Origin of the sequence: Lactobacillus sp. B4015 (assembly GCF_026536055.1) — a bacterium.
GTDB lineage: Bacteria > Bacillota > Bacilli > Lactobacillales > Lactobacillaceae > Lactobacillus > Lactobacillus panisapium.
On record NZ_JAFNOY010000001.1, the window covers coordinates 105,710 to 129,336 of the forward strand.

Below are 23,627 nucleotides of genomic sequence, written 5' to 3' on the forward strand. Positions count from 1 at the left end.
CTTTAAGTCGCAAAATGCTTGCTAGTGCGGCTTTTAGCCCGAATTATTTTTGATAGTTGAGCGCTTAAAAAACCAGCATATATATCGGCTGATTCTTACTTGTTAAACAATTATTGGCTTTTAGACACACCAAAAAGCCCCTGCTTAAAAGCACAGGGGCAAAATCAATTAATGCTAAAAAGAAGTTTGGCTTGCTTTTTGCCATAAAGGTCATTTGGCTACTCACATGATTAAGGTAAACTAAAGTCCTTTACCAAATAACAACCTTTATTGAGAATATCTTAAGGTAAGGTTCCTAATTTGAATTATATTGGGCAAGCTAATAAAGTAGAAAACGCGCTTTTCAGGCCTAATAATTGTTTTGACGGAGGAGAAAGCATTGAATCACAAAAACAAAATTGAATTGGTCGAAGATGACTATTTTAATTCATCTAATTGGCAGCTTAAAGCAAAGCAAACTGCTATTGCGTTAGTTGGCTGGCTTGGCGTTATTTTGCCATTTTTCTTTTTGATGTTGCCCTTATGGCTCCCGCAGGCAAGACATGCACTGCCATTTAACTATTACCATCGGATTATCATTCCACTAAAATTTCTCGCGCGCTTTTTTGACGAATACTTTGTCATTATCGCTCTTTTATACTTTAGTCTGACTGAGTGGAACAACTACCGGTTTTCGTCAACTTGGACCCGCCGAGTCGCGATTAATACTCACAGATGTGATGTTCGAAAAGAGTTAATTGAAAATGCCTGGACAGATAAATTTGGTAATTTACAAAAACGGCAGCAAGACAGTTTTTATACCGTAAAAAAGCAACAGAATCTTGAGCCCTACTTTGCCCAGCTATTATTTGTCAAAGGAGACGATCATCAGTGTACTTAACATGGCTTAATTTCAAAATTGTTCCGCAATTTTTGTTTTTGATTTTAGTTTCCTACCCAATTTTAGGGGGCCTAGCCTGGTTTATCGGTGGTTTATGCTATAAATATGTTTTTCAAAACAAAAGAAAGAAATTTGCCATGATTCCACCGGAAAAAGAACCGATGATTACAATCATGATTCCCGCCCATAACGAAGAAGTTTCGCTGGCAGAAACCATTCATTACCTCCTAACCCAGCTTAACTACACCAACTACGAATTATTGGTGATTGATGACGGCTCAACTGACCAGACGCCGACCATTCTCGCCAAATTGCAAAAGCAATACGCTAAGCTGCGCGTCATTCGGCTAGAACAAAATCATGGTAAGGCTCATGCATTTAACGTTGGATTAGCATTTGCTCGAGGAGATTTGGTTCTCAGTAACGATGCAGATACGATTCCTGAACCAGATGCGCTGAAACGTTATGTCAATTATTTTAATAGTCCCGAGGGGCAAAATATTGCCGCAGTAACTTCTAACGTAGAGGTGCGCAATCGGACCAAGCTGATTACCAAGTCAATCACGGTTGAATTTTCCAGTATCGTCGGTATCATTAAACGCGCGGAAATGGGCGTGTTTGGCAGTATCTTTGCTTATAGTGGTGCTAACACGATGTACCGAAAGAGTGCTTTGATGGATGTCGGGCTTTTTCGGCAAGATCGGGCAACCGAAGACATTAGCATTGCGTGGGATCATCAGCTCAACAACTGGCTCGCAGTTTTTGCACCTGATATAATCTCCTACACCTTAGTGCCAGAAAATTTGCGTGATTTATACCATCAGCGTAAGCGCTGGGCCAAAGGTGGGACTGAAGTTTGGTTGACCAATCTCTTACGAGTTTTGCGCCACCCACTTAAAAATTTAGGTGAAGTGCTAATGCTTTTTGACCAAACCCTGAGTATTTGCTGGGCATTCTTCTTCTGGATTTCTACCGCCATCTTTGCAGTTTTAGCAACTAGCGCTTTACTTACGCAAAATTGGTCCTCTTTAGCTTATTTATGTTTCTCGGCCTTGATCTTAATTAGCTTTGAAATGCTTGCCGGAATTATGCAATTAGTAACGGCATTGGTAATTGATAAACGCGGAAATAAGATTGAGTACCTGCTATTTGCACCAATCTATTTATTATGTCTATGGGTTATCAACACCATAACGATTATTACCACCTTCATCCCCGCGGTTAAAACGATTATGGGTCACGGGTCTGGCACCTGGGTCAGTCCATCGCGGTAAAGTAAATAAGTAATATTTGGCTAATTTATCATACTCGGGCATCATATGGACTGCCTTCCAAAATAAAATTTCGACATATACTAAAAAAACACATTCTGATAAGATCTCAGGATGTGTTTTTTAGATGAATAAATTATGTACTAACTATTTTTGTTTTGAACCAGTTTTAAAAATGTTTCAATCTGCTGCATACTGGCTCCCAGCATTACCAAAGCTCGTAGTGGCATGTTTTCTAACAATTCAGCATTACTATCTGACTGTAAAATTTGATTAATACTACTCTGCAGGCCAGCTTTTGCCAAAGCGTTTTTTAAATCAGAACGGTGAATTATATCCTTCAAGTAAGTATTTAAATTTACTGTTTTCGAAGGTTTAGTCCCAATCGCTAATTGGATTCTTTGACGCAATTCAATTTGGCGAGAAGATTTTCCTACTCGAATTTCATATTCTCCTTGGTCTGTCTGCCAAGCAGAGTTTTGTTTATTATACCAAGCAAAATTAGGCCGTGTAAGCTTTAGTTGAACCGTTTTACTTTCACCTGGTTGCAAGTAAACTTTAGAAATGCCTTGTAATTCTTGAACAGGCATTTCGACAGCACTTACTAAATTACGCACATATAATTGCGCAATTTCCTGACCTGCAACTTGACCGGTATTTTGAATGTCAAATTCTACAATCACATGATCGGTAGTATTTTGAATCACCAAATTACTATATTTGAAGGTTGTGTAGCTTAACCCATAGCCAAATGGATAATTAACTGCTTTATTCTTTAAATCGTAATATCGATAACCGACAAAAATACCTTCATGATAATTTTCCTGGGTTTTGCTAGCGTTAAAAGTACCATAAGTTGGATTATCTTCTAATCGAATCGGAAAAGTCTCAGCTAATTTACCAGAAGGATTAGTAGCACCTGTCAAAATATTCCAGGTTGCCTCACCAACAGCCTCTCCAGCTAGATAAGTCTCCAAAATTGCAAGTGCTGAATCACGCCAAGGCATTGTTACGACGGAACCGTTTTGTAAAACGACAATTAAATTAGGATTAACTTGCGCCAATTGCTTAATTAATGCCACTTGATTATCGGGCAAATCAAGTGTTTCTTTATCGAAGCCTTCTGATTCATCTTGCTCAGGCACTCCAGCAAAGAAAATTACTTTATCATTTTCCTGAGCCAACTTAATAGCGGCATTAACTAATTCCTTATCGGGTTTATTCGTATTTAAACTATAACCTGGAGCATAATCAAAGTCGTAATCACTTTGTTGTGCAGCATCTAACGGGGTTACAACACGATAAGAGTTAACGTGTGAACTACCACCACCCTGATACCGTGGAGTTTTTGCCAAAGCGCCAATTAGTGCAATATGATCATTATTTTGTAGTGGCAAAATTTGATGCTCATTTTTCAATAAAACCAGACTATCCTCAGCAGCCTGTCGCGCAAAATCGTGCTGCTCAGCTTTATCATAGGAACTTGAATGAACGGTTTGTGAGTTTACATATTTTTCGACTAGATGCAATACACGCAAAGCTGCTGTATCTAAGACTGATTCTTCTAATTGACCATTTTGCACTGCTGTCACAATTTGGTGAACAGAATCCTTTCCATTTCCGGGCATTTCTAAGTCTAAGCCAGCATTAAGAGCAGCTACATGATCGGCTACCGCTCCCCAGTCAGACATCACTGCACCTTGGAAGCCCCATTCATTACGTAGAATTTGCGTCAGTAAACGATGGTTTTGAGAGTTTAAAACACCATTAAGTTCGTTATAAGAACACATCAGAGTTGCAGGCTGCGCTGTTTTGACAATTTTTTCAAACGCTTTCAAATATATCTCACGCAATGTTCGCTCATCAATATTGGAAGACGCTGTAAATCGTTGATTTTCACGGTTATTAGCAGCAAAGTGTTTAACACTAACGCCTACTTTTTGACTTTGCACTCCTTGAACATAGCTACTGCCTAATTCTCCAGCTAAATATGGATCCTCAGAAAAATATTCAAAATTTCTGCCAGCTAAAGGAGAACGCTTAATATTAACTCCAGGGCCCAATAAAATACTAATATTTTCTGCTTTAGCCGCTTGACCCAAGTTTTGTCCTAATTTAAATAACATAGACTTATCAAACGAGCAAGCCGTTAAAGCAGCTGTGGGAAAGCATACAGCTTCAACACTTCCATTTAAACCTAAAGCATCCGCACCTTCAGCCTGTTTTCTTAAACCTGATGGCCCGTCAGTCATCATTATTGAAGGTATTTCACGCTTTTTATTATCTGCAGTATACCAATAATTTTTGCCCGTTACTAATGCTGCTTTTTCAGTAAGCGTTAAATTTCTTACAAAAGACAAATTAAATTTACTACTCATAACTATTACCTTAACTTTTTATTAAAAATATCAATATTAACTAATTAAAATTATTCTTCCTTAGATATTCAGCTAGAAATATCTAACTAGATTTTAATTGCTACTTACGCTTTAAAATTAATTCGATAAATCAATTTTTGTAAGTTGTTTATATTATAACAGCCATTGCCTCATTAGATACATAAATAATATTAAAAATGAAGAATAAGTAAAACTATTAATGATATTATAACATTACACGAATAGTTTTGCTGCTTTTTTGATATTATAAAGTTTAAGTTAAACTGAACAAATTTTAGATTTATCCAGCAACAATATATCTGTAATCAAATAAGAGAAAAAATATACAAAATACACGATTCCGATACATTTAGCGGGATCGTGTATTAACTTAAATAACCAGTTTTTACTTTCTATTCAATTGAAACTCTTCAAGAAAAATTATGCATGTATTTCTGTCTTAATCTTAACGATTGCCGCCAAACTATCAGCTATTTCACGCCAATTATCTTGATAAGGACCATAAGCTGTATGAATTAAACTGCCTACTGGCAATGAAGGACATTCATTTTCAGCATTTGTGCCCCAATTTTGCCAACCAGATTGCGGCCGTTGAACGATTTGAAATGCGCTTGCAGCCTGATCTGTTTGCCAGATCATTGCTTGGCCAGTTTTGGTATTAATTTCGGCACTCTTAGTAGCCGGACCAGCAAAAATCGTTTGGTCAGAAACGGAACTGACGTTAACCGGATCAGAGCTATACAACCAGGGCCGATTATTTAGCTCCGCCAACACAAAGGCCTTTTGACGCACATCTTGCAGGTTAGTTTCAATTTCATCTGGTGTCAATGCGTTTTCCCATACAGAAAACAACCGCCAATATAAATCCCAATGAGCATTTTCCATGTTATCAGTCAGTTGCTTACGGAAATTTTCAAACCTGGTAGATCTTTTTTGACTGTCATGCACTAACTCTTGCACTTTTTTCGCCAATTGGCCGGAATATGGATCACCTTCACGGTACCAAACACCGTCATATGCGGCAAACCGATCAAAAACTAGTTGACCAATGCCACTTTCAAATTCATCACCAACGGTAATCTTATCAACGATTGACCGGTTATTAACAGTGGTCTGAAAATGATCAACCTGATATGTTCTCGAAAAGAAAGGAACATTATAGTAAAAAGACCAGTCCAAAGCAAAACGCTTACCATGAAGTTCAGGTTTTAGCCCATCCGGTATGCGTCCAGATAAACGATACTTCTTCATTACCGGACCATCTTCGATTGGCTCAATATCAACTATGATATGCTCGGCAGGATTAATTAAGCCGTTATCCGGCGTAAAGAAGGGCCCATAAAAGCCACCGATGGCATTGTTACCAGAAGGAAGTAAATCTTTCTTTTCATCAACTGCCATGAAATGTCGCAAGCCCCATTTTGATGAGCCCTCTCCCATAGCGGTTCCACGGCAAAGCTCAAAGTCAAATTTACCCGTATTCAGATGCACATACGCATCTTTTTCCTGAGTAGTTTTTATTTCTTTGATTCCTTTGACTTGATCCACGCTTATTTCGTGGTCAAAGGTTAATTCTTCTTGAGCGCCCGCAAACGTAACTACTGCTACAAAATTATTTTTTTCATCATGATATAACCGCTGCGCTACTATTGTTTCTCCCTTACTATTTTTCGTTACCCAATAATCGCCCTTAATTTCAGCAGGTAATTTAAATTTAACAGGTAGCGGAATTTTGCTGCCATTTTGAGGATTAAAAATTTTAACTTTAACCATAGCTTTCCTTTCGTTTTAATGATTTGTGACTTACAAAGCGGTGAAAAATGCAATTAAACCAAAAATTACACCAGCGGCATTGCACAGAGCTAAAGGAAGGTCACGATCTTTTTTAAAAAGAGCATAGATTACCCATAAAAAAGTGTTGATGGCCGTTGCTAAAGGTTGTATTGGACTACCTTTCATTCCTCTGATATTGTTAAAAATTTGCGGTATATATGCGACATACATAATGATTGCCGTAATCGAAGCAATCCATCCTAGCGTATTCATAAATTTATCAATTTTCATCAACTTTACCTCCTACCTATATGAATAGCCTAGCATTAAGCGATCGCTTTCACAAAGATTTGAAGTCGCAGATGGAAAATAATTTATGTTGGTGGAGTTACCGGATTTTCTACAGCAGCTGTGGCACGATTTTTATATAAATGAAGGTTAAAACATGTGAACCTTCATTTAATGACCTAGCAAAAAAAAATTATACTAAGCAAACCACGATTCTAGAATCCGTAAGCCCGCTTGCTCGCAATCAATTTCGGCAGTAGCACCGTATGGCAGGACCGTATGCGGATAGGCATGACCAAAGTTGACGTTATATAAATTCGGTGTTTGGTAGTCCGCGGTTGCAGCCAGTAATTCTTGCTGATATTCTGCAAAATATTTTTTATTCTGCGGCTTACCGACTAAAATACCACTGACATTGGGTAAAATTCCCACCTTATCAAGTTTAGCTAATTTTTCGCGGAAAAGAGCGGGCTCAGGTTGTTCTTCGCATGTTTCGATAAACAGCAGCTTTCCCTTGGATTCCTCGGGCGAAAGCAATAGATGGTAGTGGGAAATAACTTCAGGTTCATCAGGATAGCGATCATCACCTAAATCATCGGCTAGGCTGCCAAGACAGCCACCCCAAAGTTGGCCTTGTATCTTGCCTTTGCCGCGTAAAACTTTGTAGCCTGTATCAGGATGACTCACACGAGCTTGACCCAATTGGGTCGGAGAAAAATCCGTTCGCTCTTCATACAAAGTTGTGCTAGTAGGGATGTCCGTTACTGGCGAATTAGTAAAAAAGTGGGCAATCGTTTTTGCAGTATACGGCAACATGTCATTATCTAGTTCAGCAAAATCGTTTAAAAAGCTAATGCCATAAAAGCTCTGCATCCCTAACCGATAAAACAGCAGATGATCATTAGTAGTGTCCGAATAACCGGTAAACAGCTTCGGATGATCTACTACCGCTTGTTTAAATTCTTCGTCTTCCAGCAAATAAGGTAGAATTCGGTAAGTGTCATCGCCCCCAATTGCAGCAACAATGCCTTTAACGCTAGGAGTTAGAAAGGCCTCTTTCAGATCCGCTGCCCTTTTTTCCGGATGATTTCTTACATAATCAATTCCCTTAAGAGCGTGTGGCATAAAAACTGGTTTTAAGCCGAGTTCTTCAATTCGCCTCTTGCCCAACTTAAGTTGGTGTGCGGCAAAATCCTCTCCTAGCGTTCCCATTGATAGGCTAACAATAGCAATTTGGTCTCCTTGGTTTAGACGGTGCGGTTTTTTTAACATCTAGTATCTCCTGTTGGTTAACTAACAGACCAAGCATAAGCAATAGAACTAAACTACAATAATTATTGAATAAGGTAACCACAAGAATTACCGTGCATCTAGTTATTTCTAATTCAGGGTCTCGTTTTAATAGCTGAGCGAATAAATCATAGTCCAATTTAATTGAGTTAAAAATCCTAGTAAATTTCGATTTGCTTGATTAGTTAAAATACTCAAATTGGCTAGCTATATAAAATATGCTTTTTTTAATTCTTGTTACTTAATCGCTATCGTTCCATCAAGATTTTTAACATAAAGCGAGTTTTTACCAGCTACTCTTTTAGCAAAATGATTACGTGGCTTTAAGTTATGATAATAAATTCCCTCCGAATTTGAAATTAGTTTATAAGATAATTTAGAGGCATTCTTGACGACTATATCACCACCTTTTTTCATTTCAATGGAGTTATTACCAAGTAACTCGGTATTTGTGATTGTTGCATTACCACCAACAGTCCTAGCATTAGTATTAATAATACTATTAGCAATAGAAAGATTACCAGAATTAATGTCAATATCGCTATTAGTTATTTTAGAACGATCAATGTCAATTTTACCCCTTTGGGTAGCGGCTAAATTCGCACTATTAGTAGTCAGCTGGTTAGCAACCAATCGCCCATTAGCAGTAATCATGCTGACAAAGTCACCAGAATAATTATTGATCTCAGCATTGCCTGACGCACTTCCCACGACAAGTGCGCGTAATTTCAGCTTTTTAGGGATAATAACTTGAACATTGTTATTAATTTTCTTCCAAACAATCCCCTTTAATGGTGGTTCTCCAACAATCAACTTTCTGCCAGCGACATGAGCCCTAAGTGCGTATGGGTTATTTGACTTAAACACAATTTTATTTTGCTTTCCTTGGGTTATTTGCACATTTGCTTGATCTAAATTTATTTCTACAATATTAAAATCTGTTCGATTAGTCAGAGTCGTTGTCTGTAAACGATCATTAATTGCCGTGTAGGTAAACGTTTTGCCATTATCAATCACTGGCTTCACGCCATGATTGATTCCTCCAATAATTGCCGTAATTAAACCAATAATGACAACTACCAAACTAGTTCGATAAAACTTCTTCATTTTTATTCCTCGATTCCTGATGTTGATCTCGTTTTAAAGTAATGTCTTTTAAATATTTTTCCACCCAGATAGCGAAAAAGAGTGGCACACCTGGCAAGCAAAAACTGAACAAATTTGCCAATTATTGGTAACAGCATGATGCCAATAGTTGTTAGGGCTAGGCTGAGGCCAACATAGAACATTCCTGTTGCCCAGTTACTACTACACAACAGTCCAAAGGTTTTGACTAGTACAAAAATTCCACCAGTAATGAGTGCCAGGACAAAGGCAACAAAAGCAATGAAAACAGCACAAAAGATTACGAGAACAGCAATCATAACAAAAGCAAAAACTATTGCTAACGGGATGCCAATCGGTGCTGCAAGAACGCCCAATAGAATTAGCCAGATAGTTTTCAAATTAGAATGTGAAGATTTCCTACTTTGCTTAGTTGACTGTGAATCAGCCGAAGCAGAGTAATCAGCTAATACTTTGCGTGCCAGCATTTTAGGTGTGCCTAAATCCTCTATAATTGCTTGTTCAGTTTGAAAATCACCGTCAAGTAAAAATTCATGGTAATAATCAATGACATCTTGACGGTCAGATTCAGGAAGATCCTCTAGCTTTTGATTTAGTTCCTTAATGTAATTCTCAATTATTTTACTCATTTTCTCTCCCCCATCAGATTGTTTAATTTGGTGCTAAAAGCCCACCATTCCTGTTCAATAGTCTCTAATTCCTTTTTTCCAGATGCGGTAATTTGATAATACCGCCGATTACGGCCCTGAAAGGGCTCATCATAAGTAATAACTAAGTTTTCCTTTCTTAATCGTTTCAAGACGGGATAAACAGTTGAATCAGAAATAGCAAAAATCTGTTTAACTTCTTGGGTCAGAGCATAACCGTACAAGTGATTTTGACTAATCAGAGCTAAAACTGCGCCATCAAGGAAACGAGTTTGAATTTGCATTTGCATACTTTTATTTCCTCCGATATTATATTATATATAATATTCTAGAATGAAAGGCCTATTAATGCAAGTACCTTATTTTTTTAAAAGTTTCAGTTTAAAACTTTTACTGCCGCAATAACTTGCTTTCAGTAAAAAAGGTGGTACTATTTAGAAAACTACCTAATTAGATGTTTTTCTAAATAGAAAGGAGAAAAAATGGCTTTTGAAACCAGTTTTAAAGCGTTAGCAGATCCTGTCAGACGTAAGATTTTGCAGTTATTAAAAGCTGGACAGATGTCTGCCGGTGAAATTGCTAGTCACTTTGATATGACACAAGCAACAATTTCTTATCATCTAAACGTTCTTAAAAAAGCTGATTTAATTAGTGAAGAAAAAGAAAAAAACTATATTTATTACTCTTTAAATACTTCCATCATTGAAGAAATCATGACTTGGCTCGTTGATTTGAAAGGAGATCAAGATGAATAAAAAAAGATACCAAAAAACGTTTGTGATTACCTGTTTACTAACGCTTTTACCAATTTTAGTTGGTTTACTGCTATATAATAAATTACCTGCGCGAATGGCAATTCACTTTGGCCTAAATGATAGTCCAAACGGTTTTGCTGCTAAAATTTGGGCAATTTGTGCTATTCCAATCTTAATGTTGCTGTTGCAATTGTTAGTTTTTTATCTCATTGCGCATGAGTCAAAGACCGGTAGTTTAAATTTTAAGATCGTTAACATTACCTTATGGTTTATTCCCATCATTGTTAACGTAACCAGTTATTCAATTTACGCTTTTGCACTCGGCTACCCACTTAAAATGTCATTCGTTTTCAATATTTTGTTTGGATTAATACTGGTTATTTTCGGCAATTACCTGCCAAAAACTAGACCGAATGGTCAAATCGGTTTTCGTCTTCCTTGGACATTGAACAATAATGTTAACTGGCAAAAAACACACCGTCTAGCTGGTTGGCTCATGCTGCTTAGTGGGCTATTTTTATTAGTAACCGCACTTGATCAAACAATGTCCCTTTTTATCATCATTATTCTTATCGATCTTATTGTGCCCATTATCTACTCATACTATTTAAGTAAAAAGTAAGAAAGCACTTGTAAATCTGATAATAACAGCTATCTACGCTAATCTGTGATTTTTATTAAAAAAGTATTGACTATTAATATACTGAGCTGTATTATATCAATAATACAGTGATCCAAGGAGGAAGACTAGATGAGTTTACTAGAAACGCGCGAAGTCACACGAACTTATGGCAAAGGTGCCTCTAAGTTCGATGCGCTGCGTGGAATCAGTTTACAAATTAATCAGGGCGAATCAGTTGCCATCATCGGTAAAAGTGGCTCGGGTAAATCAACCTTAATGCATATCATGGCCTTACTTGACCACCCCACTTCGGGTAGCGTTTGGCTTAATGACGAACCAACAGCTAAAATCAAGGCGCGAGACTTGAATAAGTTGCGTAACAAGACTTTTGGCTTTGTATTCCAACAATTTTTTCTTAATGCTCAAGACAGTGTACTCGAAAATGTCATGTTGCCAATGAAAATAGCTGGTATCACAGGGAAGAAAAGGCGTGAAGCTGCCTTAAAGGCAATTAAAGCCGTGGGCCTTGAAAACAAGGCTAATAATAAGGCTAACGCACTTTCTGGTGGTCAAAAGCAGCGGGTCTGCATCGCACGTGCTTTAGTCAATGATCCGCAAATAATTTTTGCTGACGAACCAACCGGTAATCTTGACTCTGGCACTGGTGAAATGGTTGAAAATATTTTATTCAATTTAAATAAAGAAAAAGGAATCACCTTGATTATCGTCACCCACGATCCAGATTTAGCAAAAAAGTGTGAACGACAAATTCAAATTAAAGATGGCCAGTTAGTTGAAGGAGGCAAAGAATGAAATTTCGTGATATTTTAAATTCCGCCGCAACTAATTTATGGCATAACAAAGGACGCACTTTTTTAACCATAATCGCGGTGTTAATCGGTGCTTTGACAATTAGTATTACGCTTGGAATCAATACCGGTGTTAACGATTATTTGCATAAGCAAATTGGCAATGTTGGCAATACTGAACAAATGATTATCAGCCCGCAATATTCTAGCAGCGATGGTTCAGGACCACAAAAATACAACTCAAATAAGAGCAGCCACAATGCCGATGGCATGATTAGTAAAAAAGATGTCGCCAAAATCAAGTCTGTCAAAGGGTTAAAAGACGTTAAGGCTCTTAAAGATAGTAACGTTGAGTATGCTCAGGGTAAAAGCAAAACCAAATACCTAATTGACGCTCAGGTAACCTTAGGAATTAAATATGACTTGTTGGCCGGACGTCAAGTTGCTACTCAAGGTCAGGCAAGCGAAATTCTGTTGACTAAAGAGATGGCTAAGGCGTTTGGCTACAAAAATCCACGGCACGCGATTGGTCAACAAATTAATTTGACAGCAATTTCACCTGTGACTAAGAAAAAGGAAAAGATTTCAGCTAAGGTCGTGGGCGTTCGTAACGAAAGCATGGTCAGCAGTGGTCAATCGGTTTATAGCACCGGTTTAAGTGATAAGATTATTGCTGCCAATCAAGCCGGTTTACCTAAAGCACTAAAAGCACGTTACGTTGAAGTTGTAGCCACACCAACAAGTAAGGATGATCAAAAGATTACGGAAATTGAGGACAGGCTCAACAAAAAAGGCTTTGATGCAATGACACTCAAGGAATCGGTTAAACAATTATTCCAAGTCTTTAATGCTGTGACTGGAGTACTGATTTTATTCGGTGCGATTGCACTGATTGCTGCTAGTTTTGGCGTTATCAACACTCTTTACATGTCAGTGCGTGATCGTACGCGTGAAATTGGCTTGATGAAGGCTCTTGGATTAGGCGGCGGAAAAGTCTTCTCAATCTTTAGTTGTGAAGCAATTCTAATTGGCCTGATCGGATCCCTACTTGGCTTGTTAGCGGCAATGGGTATCGGACAAGCCATTAATAAGGTTGCAACTACAAGTTTCCTAAAGGGACTAGATGGCTTTACATTGGTACAATTCAATTGGTCAAGTAGTTTGATAATCATTGGCATCATCTGTTTAATTACCTTCTTGGCAGGAACACTACCAGCACGACGGGCAGCTAAACTCGATCCAATTACAGCCCTACGATATGAATAACAAATTCTAAATCAAACAAAAAGTGCGAGAAATTACTCTCGCACTTTTTTGATTCAATTAAAAACTAGTAATTAGGTAAAATAACAGATATTCTCCCCTAACAGAACTAAAATCGACAGCTGCTTAGTATAAGCAACTCACAATTATTGTTCGGATTGCTTGATTGTCTGCTCAATTAGTGGTGCTAATAAACTTTGTTCAACCACCATATCAACCGGACGATAGGTTTCATCAATGCATTCTTCCCAATATTCTAAATGCTTTTGATCAATATAACTGGTGGAATCTTCAACCGCATTTCCACCTATCCCCTGAATTGAATACCAGTAGAAATATGTATAACTGTCCGGATTGCTTTCCTTAAAAACCGTTTCAACGTACATTTTTTCACCTGCCATGGTGGCGACAGTATCTTGGTGATGCCGGTTTAAGAAATCCATCCATTCTTGTGCCGTTTGTTCTTTGCCCTTTTTAATCCGAAAACGTGTTAATTCGATATTTGCCATTTTTTACTACCTTATAAAAAAAGACATCAGTTTAACACTGATGCCTTGAAAACCTGTCTGGAAAAAGGATGAGTAATCCAATAACCAAATAGTTTTATTGATCTGTTCAATAGACGTAAATAAATTAACGCTTACTGAATTGTGATGCCTTACGGGCCTTCTTGAGACCTGGCTTTTTACGTTCAACCATTCTTGGGTCACGAGTTAAGAAGCCAGCCTTCTTTAATGGGCCACGGAAATCTGGGTCTACTTCAAGAAGAGCACGTGCAATACCTAAACGAATTGCTCCAGCTTGACCTGAGAAACCACCACCATTAACGTTAACCTTAACGTCGTATTGACTGTCAGTTTCGGTTAAAGTCAAAGGTTGTTTTAAATCCTTAACTAAGTTAGGGAATGGGATGTATTGATCAACATCTTTGTTATTAACTGTAATTTTTCCACTGCCTGGTACTAAACGTACACGAGCGACAGCATCTTTACGCCGGCCAGTACCAGCATATGCAACTTGTTGTGCCATTTATAATAACCTCCTAGATTAATTTATTAATGTCCAATTTTTCAGGCTTTTGTGCTTCATGCTTGTGGTCTTCACCAGCATAAACATGCATCTTCATGAATTCTTGGTGACCAAGAGTGTTCTTTGGAAGCATACCTTTAACTGACAATTCAACTAATCTAACTGGGTTGTTGGCAAGTAAGTCACCTGCTGGGGTAGCCTTTAAACCGCCACGGTAAGAAGAGTGGTGATAGTAAATCTTGTCAGTAGCCTTTTTACCAGTTAACTTTAACTTAGCAGCGTTAATAATAATAACGTTGTCGCCAGTGTCAACATTTGGTGTGTATTGAGGTTTGTTCTTACCTCTTAAAATAGTTGCTACTGCAGTAGACAGACGACCTAAAGATACATCTGTTGCGTCAATAACATACCACTTACGTTCAATTTCATTAGGTTTTGCTAATTGTGTAGTACGCAATTTAATTTCCTCCGTTTATACGTTGTTTGAATACAATAAGATTCCGGGGCCTATCGTGGACAAACATACCTAAATAGAATACGTCCTTTTTGCTTAATTGTCAATATAATTCGCTATCTAGGCGATATTTTTTCGGAATATCTTCATAAAAGACGTGATATAAAAACAGGCCGTTGGCTTGTGCCGTTTCTCTGACTTCTTCCCTGTTCTTCGCTTTAATTACTCGGGGTATATCATTGAGCGGTCTTTTACCATTACCGATTTCCAGTAAAGTTGCCACCAAAATTCTGACCATATTGTATAAAAAACCGGAACAAATGAAGTCAAAAATTATTTCATTTTCCTCTTCATCTTTTTGCACATTGACATAATACATTGTGCGAACTTTGTTTTTTATCTGGCCTCCACTAGCAGCAAAACTAGTAAAATCATGTGTTCCTAATAAATCTTTTGCTGCCAGCTGCATTTTTTCCAAGTCAACCGGATATGGATAATGGCCCGTATAAAAGCGCTTGAAGGGATCAACAAAGCGATCTAGGCTAACTCGGTAACGATACCATTTTCCCTTGGCACTATAACGAACATGAAAGTTTTCATCAACAATTTCACATTCTTTGAAGACAATATCAAGCGGCATGATTGAATTAAGCGCACAAATCATGCGTTCAGGCGGAATTGTTGTCCCCGGATAATCAAAATGAATAACTTGACCGAAAGCATGCACGCCTGCATCCGTTCTTCCTGAACCTTCAACAGCGACTTCGCGACCCTTAGTCATTTTCTTTAACGCGGCTTCAATTGTTCCCTGGACTGTCCGCTGACGAGGTTGCGATTGAAAGCCATGAAAAAGGTGCCCATCATAGGCAAGTGTCATTTTATACCTTGTGTAATTCATTAATGTGTCCTAAAAATTAATAATAGAGCTGTTAAGACGACGAAATAACCTAAGTTCACTAAATCATATTTTGACCATTTTAAAACTCGGAACTTGGTTCGACCGTGATCACCCCGATATCCTCTTGATTCCATTGCTGTGGATAAGTCAATTGCGGTTTCAAGTGAGCTGATAAATAACGGTACTAAGAGTGGCGTGACCGCCTTGGCGCGTTCAATCAAACCGCCATCGTTAAAATCGGCACCTCGTGAACGTTGGGCGTTCATGATTTTAACCGTTTCATCGAATAAAGTGGGCACAAAGCGCAATGCAATCGACATTACTAGGGCAATCTTATCCACCGGAACGCGAAACAGCTTAAGCGGGATCAGTAACCACTCGATCGCATCCGCAATTTCTAATGGCATGGTCGTGACCGTCATCACCGTTGATGCCAGAATAATCACTGTGAACCGGATAAAAATAAAGATTGAGTTTGTAATACCGTAGCTTGACAGCGCAAAAATCGACCACTGCCAATATATTTTTCCACCGACCGTAAAAAACAATTGCAATAGCGAGGTAAATAGGATTAACCAAATCATTGGTTTGACCCCATCCCAAAAAACCTTGGGCTTCAACTTGGTAGCCGCAACGCCGACAAAGCTAAAGAGCGTCACAATGGCGTAGGTAACTGGATTATTTGCTAAGAAAATCAACAAAATAAAGCCGATAGTGGCTAGCAACTTGCCGCGGGGATCCATCCGGTAAACAAGCGAATCGCCAGCAATATAGCGGCCAATTAAAATTTTACTCACACACTCACCCCTTTAAATTTTGCTCAATTGCGCTAATTAGTTGCTTTTCAGTTAACGGCCGACCGTCAGCAAAGTTGAAATTGGTCAGTTGATTGGCAAATAGGGACGCCTTAGGCTCCTCAAGATGATGCTTTTTTAGCCAGTCGCGATCCTGAAACACGTTTGCTGGCGTGTCGTGCTTAATCAGCCTGCCGTATTCCATTACCAACACATCGTCTGCATAATTGGCTACATCATCCATGTTGTGGGTAACTAGAATAACCGTGTGTCCCTCTTGCTGGTATTGCTTAAACAAGTGCATCATTTGGCGCCGTGCTCGGGGATCAAGACCGGCAGCTGGTTCGTCCAAGCAAAGAATATCGGGCTCATAAGCTAAAACTCCGGCAATGGCTACTCGCCTCATTTGTCCACCAGAAAGTTCAAAAGGCGAGCGCTGCCCGATTTCAGGTGGTAAACCCACTTTTTCCAACCAATTACGTGCGCTTGCCAATGCTTCTTCTTTGCTATAGCCAAAGTTTTTCGGGCCAAAGGCAATATCATCTAGAACCGTAGTTTCAAATAATTGGGTCTCTGGGAATTGAAACACTAAACTAACATGGCGCCGCAATTCTTTTAAATTTTTGTTCGTTGTAGCTGGTGTGATGACTGTATTAGCAAGCTCAATACGCCCAGCAGTGGGTTTCAATAAGGCATTAAAATGCTGCATTAAAGTCGATTTGCCGCTGCCAGTGTGCCCAATAATCGCTGTAAAGGAGCCATCTGCTAGTTCAAAACTCACATCTTCTAGACCTTTTTTTTCAAGCGGCGAGCCGATTGAGTATGTGTAACCTACTTGTTCGAATTTAATTGACATAAGTAATTCACCAACTCTTTTTCTGAATTAATCTTTTGAGGCAGTTTAAGCGAATCGCTGCGTAAATCATCCATTACTTGTTGGAAAAAAGGCACATCAAGGCCAATCTCCCGCAAAAGCTTTACCTGACCGAAAACCTCCGTCGTCGTGCCCTGAGTTAACAGCTTGCCATCGTTCATTACCAAAACGTTATCCGCTTGATTGGCTTCATCAAGGTCATGAGTAATTGCCAAGACCGTCAAGTCGTATTCGTCTTTCATTTGCCGTACAATACTTAAAATCTTGTCGCGGCCCTCTGGATCTAACATTGATGTTGCTTCGTCCAAGACGATAATTTTGGGTCTGATTGCCAAAATTCCGGCAATTGCAACACGCTGTTTTTGACCGCCGGAGAGATTAGCCGGCTCAGTATTGGCATATTCACTCATTCCCACCGCTTCAATCGCTTCTGGCACAATTTTAAGCATTTCAGGACGTGGCACACCACGATTTTCCAAACCAAAAGCCACATCATCAGCAACCGTCGCACCAACAAATTGGTTGTCCGGATTTTGAAATACAACGCCAATTTTATCTCTAATGTCCCACACACTGTCATCATCTAGCTTAGTGCCATCGATTTCAATGGCTGAGTCACTGTTTTCATCGGCCACCAGCAAGCCGTTAAGTAAGCGAATAATGGTCGACTTGCCACTGCCATTATGACCAATAATCGAAGTCCACGAACCCCGTTTAATTTCAAAACTGACGTGATCAATCGCAGGTGAGTCGGTCTCAGGATATGTAAAACTGATATTATGAACTTTAATAATACTATCTTTTGCCATGCTCTCACCTTCTTACAAAGTCTTACTCAATTGTACCAAAAAAAGACTCATATAATAAATTATCAACAAAAATAAAATTTTTACGTTGTTCTAAAAACCTTATAGATTTTAAACAACATCAATTTTTCAACGAACTGGTTTTTTATTTCAAAGCAAAACAGGCTTAAAGACTTGCTATTTAGTGATAATACAAATAAGTTGATCAGTGATATTTCCTAATTTAGTAAACTTTAAGAGTTAGTATCACATGTGCTTAACCTCATTAAATCAATTTAATATTTATTTAATTTTATTGTTGTATAAAGTTAATTTATGCTTTATAATAATAGTTGTAATATAATATTTTTATTATTTTAAAGAAGAAAGGTTATGAAAATACTAACCAGAAGCTCAATAAAATCTACAGTAGCATTATTATTATCCTGCGTTTCTATTGGTGTATCTCAACATGTTTCGGCAAAAGAGAATATCGAGTCCGAGAACAATTTTGCTATCAATTCAAATGTAAATAAGGATTTGTCTTCACTAGTAGTTAACTATAAAGTGCCTGATAAAGTTCTAAAAAAGGATATGGAGCAGCAAGCTGCTGCAATTATTGAGGAAAATAGCCGAACTAGGACACCAAACTATGTTAATATTACCTATAAAATCGATGGAACAAAATATCCTAGTGCTAAAGGATATGTTGGCAATCAGCCTTCACATGGAACAAGGATTAAAAATTCGTCAGGCGGCTTTTTTTGGTCTACATCTGGAGGCCCTTCAATTTCCGTTGGATCCGGTTTTCCCGGTTTTAGCTTTTCGATAAGTCTTGGTACAGTTGGTCCCTCAGGAGTTTGGGTAAAGGCTCCTAATACAAGAGACTATTTCAAGGTTTACGCTCAGAAAACATATAAAGCTGAAAGACTAGCTTTCTATGGTCACCCGATTAATCATCAAAGTGGACCAAAACAATTTTTGTATTATGGTTACAGAAAACATTGGTACTCTCAAACAGCTTGGGCAGTAGCACAATAGCATTAGGAAATATATATTATGAAGAAAAACTTCTATAAAATCACTACTTTTCTGCTTACTTTTTTACTTACTTTATCATTGTTTTTTTTATTGAAAGCAATTAGAAAACCGCCTTCCGTTTTTGGAGATTTTTCTAACAATTTAAATCCAGGAAATAATGTGAGAATCGCTTTAGGTATACATCAAAAGAGCATATATCGACTGTATTTTAAAGGAACTGAATTTGATCGAGGTATTATAGAAAAATCTAGTGAATATGCATATATTTTAAAAAGTAAAAAAGGTACTAATGGAACCTTGATTTTAACAAGTAGAGATTCGTATTTATATTATCCAAATTTGAAAGATAAGGTAATTATTGTTAAAAAGGTTTCAGATGTGCCAACAATAACAAAATAAAGCGAAGTTTTAATAGACTGGATTCCCATTAAATCGTAGCAGAAAAGTAATTAAACAAATATTAACTTTATTGATATAAAGTTAGGAGTAATAAATCTTAATAATTTCTATCTTTGGACTAAATTCCGATTGTTTATCAGAGTTTAGTCTTTTAATTTGGTCCCTTGCTTATATAATGATCTAAATGGATGTAATAAAAAGCTTTATCAGAATAAGCCTTAATTAAGTCAATCCAAATTTAACAGTATTGATGATTTTGAGTTTACTTTTTAAGGAAAATTTATTACCTTTTCTTGGCTCACATTCTTCAATTTTTTAGTCAAATAAGTCTTGGTACTTATTTTTTAAAATCGGTTTGAAGAGAAAACAGTTAGTTTAAATTTTTAATTTCTGACTCTTTTGAGTAGAATGTGAACTTTAATGAATGCCAAAATGAATTCCCTTGTTTACCTCATAAATAATTATTAAATTTATTCTTTAATTACAATTTTAAAGAAACATACTGAAAAAATCATTTTTTATTTACCAGTTACTTATCGAATTATAGTCAGACTATACTTGTTTCAAATAAAAAAATCAATTTGAAACATAACAATTTACTTCTATTAAAAGAAACGTATTAGCTTTTTACCTACTCCAATTATTTTAATATTTTTAAAAAGAGTTCAATCAGAAGATCTTAAATCAAAACTTTTTTGTTTCAACTAAAGTTGCATCTCTTTATATGAGCAAATTCGTGACTTTCACTTAGATAGATATATCCGTTGGTTGCTACACTAAAATTAGGATTCATTCAAAAACAAATATTAAATTCAGGCTGAAACTTTACATTTCAATTGAATTCAGAAAAAAAAAATCACCCTGAGGAGGGATAAAATGAATTATCTAAGCTAGACTAAACTTTCGTCATCATCTTAACGCTTATTCTCACTCTCACGGGTAATTCTTAATAGCTATTAAGTTTTGGTTATTCTAACTTAAACCAATTCTAGAATAACCATTGGAGCAGCATCGCCTCGACGAGCTTTTGCTAACTTCAAAATACGGGTGTAACCACCATTACGGTCTTTGTAACGGGGTGCAATATCACTGAAGAGTTTTTGCAATGCTGATTTTACAACAACTGCATCTTTTTCTTCTTGAATGTCAGCAACTTCATTACGAACGTAAGCAGCAGCTTTTCTTCTTGCAGCTAAATCACCACGCTTGCCTAAAGTAATCATCTTTTCGGCAGTTTTGCGGACTTCTTTAGCACGTGTTTCAGTAGTAACAATGCGTTCGTTCATGATCAATTGAGTAGTCATTTCTCTAAGCATTGCTTTTCTATGTGCACTATCGCGACCTAATTTACGGTATGCCATCAGTTTACCTCCTTTTATTTGTTAGTTAATCTTCTTGACGAAGTGAAAGTCCCAAATCAGTTAATTTATTTTTAACTTCTTCTAATGATTTACGTCCTAAATTACGTACACGCATCATATCTGCTTCTGTCTTATCAGTCAGTTCTTGCAGAGTATTAATGCCGGCACGCTTAAGACAGTTGTAGGAACGAACAGATAAATCAAGCTCTTCAATTGTCATTTCGAGCTTCTTCTCTGCAGTATCGTCCTCTTTTTCAACCATAACATCATTGAATTGGGTATTTGCATCAGCAGTTTCAAACACTTTAAAGTGCGCCACCAAAATTTTGGCAGCAAAACTAAGGGCGTCATTAGGCTTGATTGAACCATCAGTCCAAATCTCTAAAGTGAGCTTGTCAAAATCGTCTCTTTTACCAACACGAGTTGACTCAACCTGGTAATTAACTTTTTTAATTGGTGAAAAGAGAGAATCAACCGGAATAACACCAATTGGCATATCTTCACTCTTATTCTCACTTGCGGCAACGTAACCACGGCCATTTTTGACTGCAATCTGCATATGCAAGTGACCACCGTCAGCAATGGTACAAATATATTGATCTGGATTCAGAATTTGAATATCTGAATCGGCTTTCAGATCATCGGCGGTAACAGTAGCTGGACCCTCAACATCTACTTCGATGGTCTTTTGCTCATCTGAAAAAGATTTTAATTCAAGCTTCTTCAGGTTCAAGATAATCTTAGCAACATCTTCTCTAACACCTGGAACAGTGGAGAATTCGTGTAAAACATCATCAATTTGAACATAAACAAGTCCAGTACCTGGAATAGATGTAAGTAAAACTCTACGTAATGAGTTACCTAAAGTAGTACCAAAGCCTCGTTCAAGTGGTTCAATAACAAATTTACCATAAGCCTTCTCTTGGTCCACAACGGTAATATTTGGTTTTTCAAATTCAATCATTACTAGGCCCCTTTCAAAACGCAACGTCCTTCATTAAGAACAAAATTAAACACGACGACGTTTTGGTGGTCTAGAACCATTGTGGGGAACTGGAGTGACATCACGGATTGCAGTGATCTCAAGTCCAGTAGCTTGAAGTGATCTTATAGCAGATTCACGACCAGCACCAGGACCCTTAACAGAAACTTCTACATGTTTCATGCCTTGGTCCATTGCGCTCTTAGCTGCTGCTTCGGCTGCCATTTGAGCTGCAAATGGGGTAGACTTACGACTACCTTTAAAGCCCAATGCACCAGCTGAAGACCAAGCAATTGCATTGCCTTGAACGTCAGTAATCATGACTAAAGTATTATTAAACGTAGAATGAATGTGAGCAACGCCTTTTTCAACGTGCTTCTTCACACGACGCTTACGTGCTGTTTTAGGCATCAATAAACCTCCTTATATTTTTGTTTATCTCTTCTTACTACCCTTACGAGTACGGGCATTATTCTTGGTATTTTGTCCACGAACTGGAAGTCCACGGCGGTGACGCATACCACGGTAAGAACCAATATCAATTAACCGTTTGATATTCATGCTGACTTCTCTACGCAAGTCACCTTCAACACGGTATTTATCAACTTCTGCGCGAAGCTTTTCTTGATCATCTGGAGTCAAATCTTTTGAACGTATGTCTTCAGAAACACCAGCATCCGCACAAATTTTCTGAGCTGTTGGTTCACCAATGCCATAAATGTATGTTAATGCAACAACTATTCTTTTATCTCTTGGTAAGTCAACACCAGCAATACGTGCCATAAATTGCACCTCCTATTTTATTTTTAACCTTGACGCTGTTTGTGTTTTGGATTTGCAGAACAAATAACCATCACACGACCATGTCTTTTAATAATCTTACAATGTTCACACATTGGTTTAACAGATGGTCTAACCTTCATGTTTCCCTCCGTTATTATTTTATAAACCGATAAGTAATTCTACCTTTTGTTAAATCGTAAGGAGAAAGTTCTACAGTAACACGGTCTCCGGGTAAAATACGAATATAGTGCATTCTGATTTTCCCAGAAACATGTGCTAATATTTTTGCTCCATTTTCCAATTCAACCTTAAACATAGCATTAGGCAAAGTATCAATAACTTTACCCTTTACTTCAATGACATCATCTTTTGCCAAAGCTGTTCCTCCGCATTTAAACAGTCATACTTTGAAATTATAACACGGAAAAGTAAATATACAAATTATTGCTTTTTACTTAAAACCGCATCAACACTTTCAAAGACTTTCTCAGGAGATTGTTCACCATCTACACAGGTTAACAACCCATTCTTTTGATAGTAGTCTTTCAAAGGTGTATTCATCTTTTCATTAACTTGTAAACGATTCTTAACTACTTCTGGCTTGTCATCTTCACGTTGATAAAATTCATGACTGCCACAACGGTCACAAGTACCTTCTACCTTAGGCATCTTAGTAATTTTGTTATAAGTGGCACCACACTTTTTACACATAAAGCGTGCTGATAAACGTTTGACTAAAGTATCTTCCTTAACCTCTAAAGAGATTACGTTAGTTAAAGGTTCGTTCAACTTCTTAGTGATATCTTCCAAAAGTTCAGCTTGAACAATCGTCCTAGGAAAGCCATCTAAAATGTAGCCTTCTTTAATATCTGGTTGACCCAAACGTTCTTCTACTAATCTAGCAGTAACTTCGTCCGGTACCAAATCACCTTTGTCAATGTAACTTTTAGCTTCAAGACCAACTTTGGTCTCATTAGCCATTGCTTCTCTAAACATATCCCCAGTTGAAATATGAGTTAGATGATATTTATCAACAATTTGCTCTGATACTGTTCCTTTACCAGCACCCGGCAAACCTAAAAGAAATAAATTAATCATTTATTCG

The 23,627-nt window shown here is 37.6% G+C and carries 29 protein-coding genes; 8 read left to right on the forward strand and 21 right to left on the reverse strand.

Annotated features, from left to right (window positions below; genetic code table 11):
- The first annotated feature begins 379 nt into the window (after positions 1 to 379).
- Both J3U71_RS00505 and J3U71_RS00510 read left to right on the forward strand, forming a co-directional pair.
- Positions 380 to 880 carry a hypothetical protein gene (locus J3U71_RS00505; RefSeq protein WP_220268356.1) on the forward strand — a complete coding sequence of 167 codons (501 nt, stop codon included), beginning with the start codon at positions 380 to 382 and terminating at the stop codon, positions 878 to 880.
- Complete coding sequence (locus J3U71_RS00510; RefSeq protein ID WP_267392317.1) at positions 871 to 2,154, forward strand: glycosyltransferase family 2 protein; 1,284 nt, start codon at positions 871 to 873, stop codon at positions 2,152 to 2,154. Before J3U71_RS00505 ends, J3U71_RS00510 begins: the two co-directional genes overlap by 10 nt.
- A 140-nt stretch (positions 2,155 to 2,294) precedes the next feature.
- On the opposite strand, the gene J3U71_RS00515 is transcribed toward J3U71_RS00510, so the two are convergent.
- The 7 genes from J3U71_RS00515 to J3U71_RS00545 all read right to left on the reverse strand — a co-directional run bounded on the left by J3U71_RS00515 (position 2,295) and on the right by J3U71_RS00545 (position 9,963).
- Positions 2,295 to 4,529 (reverse strand): glycoside hydrolase family 3 C-terminal domain-containing protein, encoded by a 2,235-nt coding sequence (locus J3U71_RS00515; RefSeq protein ID WP_267392318.1) that lies wholly within the window; start codon positions 4,527 to 4,529, stop codon positions 2,295 to 2,297.
- Positions 4,530 to 4,970: 441 nt separating this feature from the next.
- A complete protein-coding gene (locus J3U71_RS00520; RefSeq protein ID WP_267392319.1) occupies positions 4,971 to 6,323 on the reverse strand; it encodes a hypothetical protein in 1,353 nt (450 codons plus the stop codon).
- Positions 6,324 to 6,353: 30 nt separating this feature from the next.
- Entirely contained in the window at positions 6,354 to 6,614 is a 261-nt protein-coding gene (locus J3U71_RS00525; RefSeq protein WP_220232219.1) for a SemiSWEET family transporter, read from the reverse strand.
- A gap of 195 nt (positions 6,615 to 6,809) precedes the next feature.
- Positions 6,810 to 7,883: a S66 family peptidase gene (locus J3U71_RS00530; protein WP_267392320.1), complete on the reverse strand. Its 1,074-nt coding sequence runs from the start codon at positions 7,881 to 7,883 to the stop codon at positions 6,810 to 6,812.
- A gap of 255 nt (positions 7,884 to 8,138) precedes the next feature.
- On the reverse strand, positions 8,139 to 9,008 hold the full coding sequence (locus J3U71_RS00535) for a DUF4097 family beta strand repeat-containing protein (protein WP_267392321.1): 870 nt from the start codon (positions 9,006 to 9,008) through the stop codon (positions 8,139 to 8,141).
- A gap of 2 nt (positions 9,009 to 9,010) precedes the next feature.
- The gene (locus tag J3U71_RS00540) at positions 9,011 to 9,655 is read right to left on the reverse strand and encodes a DUF1700 domain-containing protein (RefSeq protein WP_220268362.1); all 645 of its coding nucleotides are present in this window, start codon (positions 9,653 to 9,655) and stop codon (positions 9,011 to 9,013) included.
- Positions 9,652 to 9,963 (reverse strand): PadR family transcriptional regulator, encoded by a 312-nt coding sequence (locus J3U71_RS00545; RefSeq protein ID WP_220268363.1) that lies wholly within the window; start codon positions 9,961 to 9,963, stop codon positions 9,652 to 9,654. The genes J3U71_RS00540 and J3U71_RS00545 overlap by 4 nt, the downstream gene beginning before the upstream one ends.
- 192 nt (positions 9,964 to 10,155) lie before the next feature.
- On the opposite strand from J3U71_RS00545, the gene J3U71_RS00550 reads away from it, so the two are divergent.
- From J3U71_RS00550 to J3U71_RS00565, 4 genes are all read left to right on the forward strand, one after another.
- Positions 10,156 to 10,428, forward strand: a complete 273-nt coding sequence (locus J3U71_RS00550) for an autorepressor SdpR family transcription factor (protein WP_103752405.1) — start codon at positions 10,156 to 10,158, stop codon at positions 10,426 to 10,428.
- A complete protein-coding gene (locus J3U71_RS00555) occupies positions 10,421 to 11,050 on the forward strand; it encodes an SdpI family protein (RefSeq protein WP_220220052.1) in 630 nt (209 codons plus the stop codon). The genes J3U71_RS00550 and J3U71_RS00555 overlap by 8 nt, the downstream gene beginning before the upstream one ends.
- A gap of 129 nt (positions 11,051 to 11,179) precedes the next feature.
- On the forward strand, positions 11,180 to 11,863 hold the full coding sequence (locus J3U71_RS00560; protein ID WP_267392322.1) for an ABC transporter ATP-binding protein: 684 nt from the start codon (positions 11,180 to 11,182) through the stop codon (positions 11,861 to 11,863).
- The gene (locus J3U71_RS00565) at positions 11,860 to 13,125 is read left to right on the forward strand and encodes an ABC transporter permease (RefSeq protein WP_267392323.1); all 1,266 of its coding nucleotides are present in this window, start codon (positions 11,860 to 11,862) and stop codon (positions 13,123 to 13,125) included. Before J3U71_RS00560 ends, J3U71_RS00565 begins: the two co-directional genes overlap by 4 nt.
- Positions 13,126 to 13,268: 143 nt before the next feature.
- Here J3U71_RS00565 and J3U71_RS00570 read toward each other — a convergent pair whose 3' ends face one another.
- From J3U71_RS00570 to J3U71_RS00600, 7 genes are all read right to left on the reverse strand, one after another.
- Entirely contained in the window at positions 13,269 to 13,631 is a 363-nt protein-coding gene (locus J3U71_RS00570; protein ID WP_267392324.1) for a DUF6176 family protein, read from the reverse strand.
- Positions 13,632 to 13,755: 124 nt separating this feature from the next.
- Complete coding sequence (gene rpsI / locus J3U71_RS00575; protein ID WP_103752400.1) at positions 13,756 to 14,151, reverse strand: 30S ribosomal protein S9; 396 nt, start codon at positions 14,149 to 14,151, stop codon at positions 13,756 to 13,758.
- Between the two features lie 13 nt (positions 14,152 to 14,164).
- The gene (rplM, locus tag J3U71_RS00580) at positions 14,165 to 14,608 is read right to left on the reverse strand and encodes a 50S ribosomal protein L13 (RefSeq protein ID WP_103752399.1); all 444 of its coding nucleotides are present in this window, start codon (positions 14,606 to 14,608) and stop codon (positions 14,165 to 14,167) included.
- A 100-nt stretch (positions 14,609 to 14,708) separates the two neighbouring features.
- Positions 14,709 to 15,503: a tRNA pseudouridine(38-40) synthase TruA gene (truA, locus tag J3U71_RS00585; protein WP_103752398.1), complete on the reverse strand. Its 795-nt coding sequence runs from the start codon at positions 15,501 to 15,503 to the stop codon at positions 14,709 to 14,711.
- Positions 15,503 to 16,300 carry an energy-coupling factor transporter transmembrane component T family protein gene (locus J3U71_RS00590; protein WP_267392325.1) on the reverse strand — a complete coding sequence of 266 codons (798 nt, stop codon included), beginning with the start codon at positions 16,298 to 16,300 and terminating at the stop codon, positions 15,503 to 15,505. Before J3U71_RS00590 ends, truA begins: the two co-directional genes overlap by 1 nt.
- Positions 16,301 to 16,304: 4 nt before the next feature.
- The gene (locus tag J3U71_RS00595; protein ID WP_267384387.1) at positions 16,305 to 17,153 is read right to left on the reverse strand and encodes an energy-coupling factor transporter ATPase; all 849 of its coding nucleotides are present in this window, start codon (positions 17,151 to 17,153) and stop codon (positions 16,305 to 16,307) included.
- Entirely contained in the window at positions 17,129 to 17,980 is an 852-nt protein-coding gene (locus J3U71_RS00600; protein WP_267384389.1) for an energy-coupling factor ABC transporter ATP-binding protein, read from the reverse strand. Before J3U71_RS00600 ends, J3U71_RS00595 begins: the two co-directional genes overlap by 25 nt.
- A gap of 369 nt (positions 17,981 to 18,349) precedes the next feature.
- Here J3U71_RS00600 and J3U71_RS00605 point away from each other — a divergent pair, with 369 nt between their 5' ends.
- Together J3U71_RS00605 and J3U71_RS00610 are read left to right on the forward strand one after the other, a co-directional pair.
- Entirely contained in the window at positions 18,350 to 18,997 is a 648-nt protein-coding gene (locus tag J3U71_RS00605; RefSeq protein ID WP_267384391.1) for a hypothetical protein, read from the forward strand.
- A gap of 18 nt (positions 18,998 to 19,015) precedes the next feature.
- Positions 19,016 to 19,396, forward strand: coding sequence for a hypothetical protein (locus tag J3U71_RS00610; protein ID WP_267384393.1), 381 nt, complete (start codon positions 19,016 to 19,018; stop codon positions 19,394 to 19,396).
- 977 nt (positions 19,397 to 20,373) lie between these two features.
- On the opposite strand, the gene rplQ is transcribed toward J3U71_RS00610, so the two are convergent.
- The 7 genes from rplQ to J3U71_RS00645 form a co-directional block, all read right to left on the reverse strand.
- Positions 20,374 to 20,757, reverse strand: coding sequence for a 50S ribosomal protein L17 (gene rplQ, locus J3U71_RS00615; RefSeq protein ID WP_103752394.1), 384 nt, complete (start codon positions 20,755 to 20,757; stop codon positions 20,374 to 20,376).
- A gap of 25 nt (positions 20,758 to 20,782) precedes the next feature.
- The gene (locus J3U71_RS00620) at positions 20,783 to 21,721 is read right to left on the reverse strand and encodes a DNA-directed RNA polymerase subunit alpha (protein WP_103752393.1); all 939 of its coding nucleotides are present in this window, start codon (positions 21,719 to 21,721) and stop codon (positions 20,783 to 20,785) included.
- A gap of 45 nt (positions 21,722 to 21,766) precedes the next feature.
- The gene (gene rpsK / locus J3U71_RS00625) at positions 21,767 to 22,150 is read right to left on the reverse strand and encodes a 30S ribosomal protein S11 (protein WP_034980403.1); all 384 of its coding nucleotides are present in this window, start codon (positions 22,148 to 22,150) and stop codon (positions 21,767 to 21,769) included.
- Between the two features lie 24 nt (positions 22,151 to 22,174).
- Entirely contained in the window at positions 22,175 to 22,522 is a 348-nt protein-coding gene (gene rpsM, locus J3U71_RS00630; protein ID WP_046307546.1) for a 30S ribosomal protein S13, read from the reverse strand.
- A gap of 23 nt (positions 22,523 to 22,545) precedes the next feature.
- Entirely contained in the window at positions 22,546 to 22,662 is a 117-nt protein-coding gene (gene rpmJ / locus J3U71_RS00635; RefSeq protein ID WP_003647815.1) for a 50S ribosomal protein L36, read from the reverse strand.
- A 14-nt stretch (positions 22,663 to 22,676) separates the two neighbouring features.
- The gene (gene infA / locus J3U71_RS00640) at positions 22,677 to 22,898 is read right to left on the reverse strand and encodes a translation initiation factor IF-1 (protein ID WP_220268368.1); all 222 of its coding nucleotides are present in this window, start codon (positions 22,896 to 22,898) and stop codon (positions 22,677 to 22,679) included.
- A gap of 65 nt (positions 22,899 to 22,963) precedes the next feature.
- Positions 22,964 to 23,620, reverse strand: coding sequence for an adenylate kinase (locus tag J3U71_RS00645; RefSeq protein WP_267392326.1), 657 nt, complete (start codon positions 23,618 to 23,620; stop codon positions 22,964 to 22,966).
- Between the last annotated feature and the right edge of the window lie 7 nt (positions 23,621 to 23,627).

Coding starts and splice junctions, on each gene's coding strand:
- rpmJ (WP_003647815.1), bottom strand. CDS start 22,662: ATGAAGGTTAGACCATCTGTTAAACCAATGTGTGAACATTGTAAGATT.
- J3U71_RS00560 (WP_267392322.1), top strand. CDS start 11,180: ATGAGTTTACTAGAAACGCGCGAAGTCACACGAACTTATGGCAAAGGT.
- J3U71_RS00610 (WP_267384393.1), top strand. CDS start 19,016: ATGAAGAAAAACTTCTATAAAATCACTACTTTTCTGCTTACTTTTTTA.
- J3U71_RS00605 (WP_267384391.1), top strand. CDS start 18,350: ATGAAAATACTAACCAGAAGCTCAATAAAATCTACAGTAGCATTATTA.
- J3U71_RS00520 (WP_267392319.1), bottom strand. CDS start 6,323: ATGGTTAAAGTTAAAATTTTTAATCCTCAAAATGGCAGCAAAATTCCG.
- J3U71_RS00515 (WP_267392318.1), bottom strand. CDS start 4,529: ATGAGTAGTAAATTTAATTTGTCTTTTGTAAGAAATTTAACGCTTACT.
- rpsK (WP_034980403.1), bottom strand. CDS start 22,150: ATGCCTAAAACAGCACGTAAGCGTCGTGTGAAGAAGCACGTTGAAAAA.
- J3U71_RS00600 (WP_267384389.1), bottom strand. CDS start 17,980: ATGGCAAAAGATAGTATTATTAAAGTTCATAATATCAGTTTTACATAT.
- J3U71_RS00595 (WP_267384387.1), bottom strand. CDS start 17,153: ATGTCAATTAAATTCGAACAAGTAGGTTACACATACTCAATCGGCTCG.
- J3U71_RS00525 (WP_220232219.1), bottom strand. CDS start 6,614: ATGAAAATTGATAAATTTATGAATACGCTAGGATGGATTGCTTCGATT.
- J3U71_RS00550 (WP_103752405.1), top strand. CDS start 10,156: ATGGCTTTTGAAACCAGTTTTAAAGCGTTAGCAGATCCTGTCAGACGT.
- J3U71_RS00565 (WP_267392323.1), top strand. CDS start 11,860: ATGAAATTTCGTGATATTTTAAATTCCGCCGCAACTAATTTATGGCAT.
- J3U71_RS00555 (WP_220220052.1), top strand. CDS start 10,421: ATGAATAAAAAAAGATACCAAAAAACGTTTGTGATTACCTGTTTACTA.
- J3U71_RS00570 (WP_267392324.1), bottom strand. CDS start 13,631: ATGGCAAATATCGAATTAACACGTTTTCGGATTAAAAAGGGCAAAGAA.
- truA (WP_103752398.1), bottom strand. CDS start 15,503: ATGAATTACACAAGGTATAAAATGACACTTGCCTATGATGGGCACCTT.
- J3U71_RS00645 (WP_267392326.1), bottom strand. CDS start 23,620: ATGATTAATTTATTTCTTTTAGGTTTGCCGGGTGCTGGTAAAGGAACA.
- J3U71_RS00535 (WP_267392321.1), bottom strand. CDS start 9,008: ATGAAGAAGTTTTATCGAACTAGTTTGGTAGTTGTCATTATTGGTTTA.
- J3U71_RS00540 (WP_220268362.1), bottom strand. CDS start 9,655: ATGAGTAAAATAATTGAGAATTACATTAAGGAACTAAATCAAAAGCTA.
- J3U71_RS00530 (WP_267392320.1), bottom strand. CDS start 7,883: ATGTTAAAAAAACCGCACCGTCTAAACCAAGGAGACCAAATTGCTATT.
- J3U71_RS00545 (WP_220268363.1), bottom strand. CDS start 9,963: ATGCAAATGCAAATTCAAACTCGTTTCCTTGATGGCGCAGTTTTAGCT.
- rplQ (WP_103752394.1), bottom strand. CDS start 20,757: ATGGCATACCGTAAATTAGGTCGCGATAGTGCACATAGAAAAGCAATG.
- rpsM (WP_046307546.1), bottom strand. CDS start 22,522: ATGGCACGTATTGCTGGTGTTGACTTACCAAGAGATAAAAGAATAGTT.
- rpsI (WP_103752400.1), bottom strand. CDS start 14,151: ATGGCACAACAAGTTGCATATGCTGGTACTGGCCGGCGTAAAGATGCT.
- J3U71_RS00620 (WP_103752393.1), bottom strand. CDS start 21,721: ATGATTGAATTTGAAAAACCAAATATTACCGTTGTGGACCAAGAGAAG.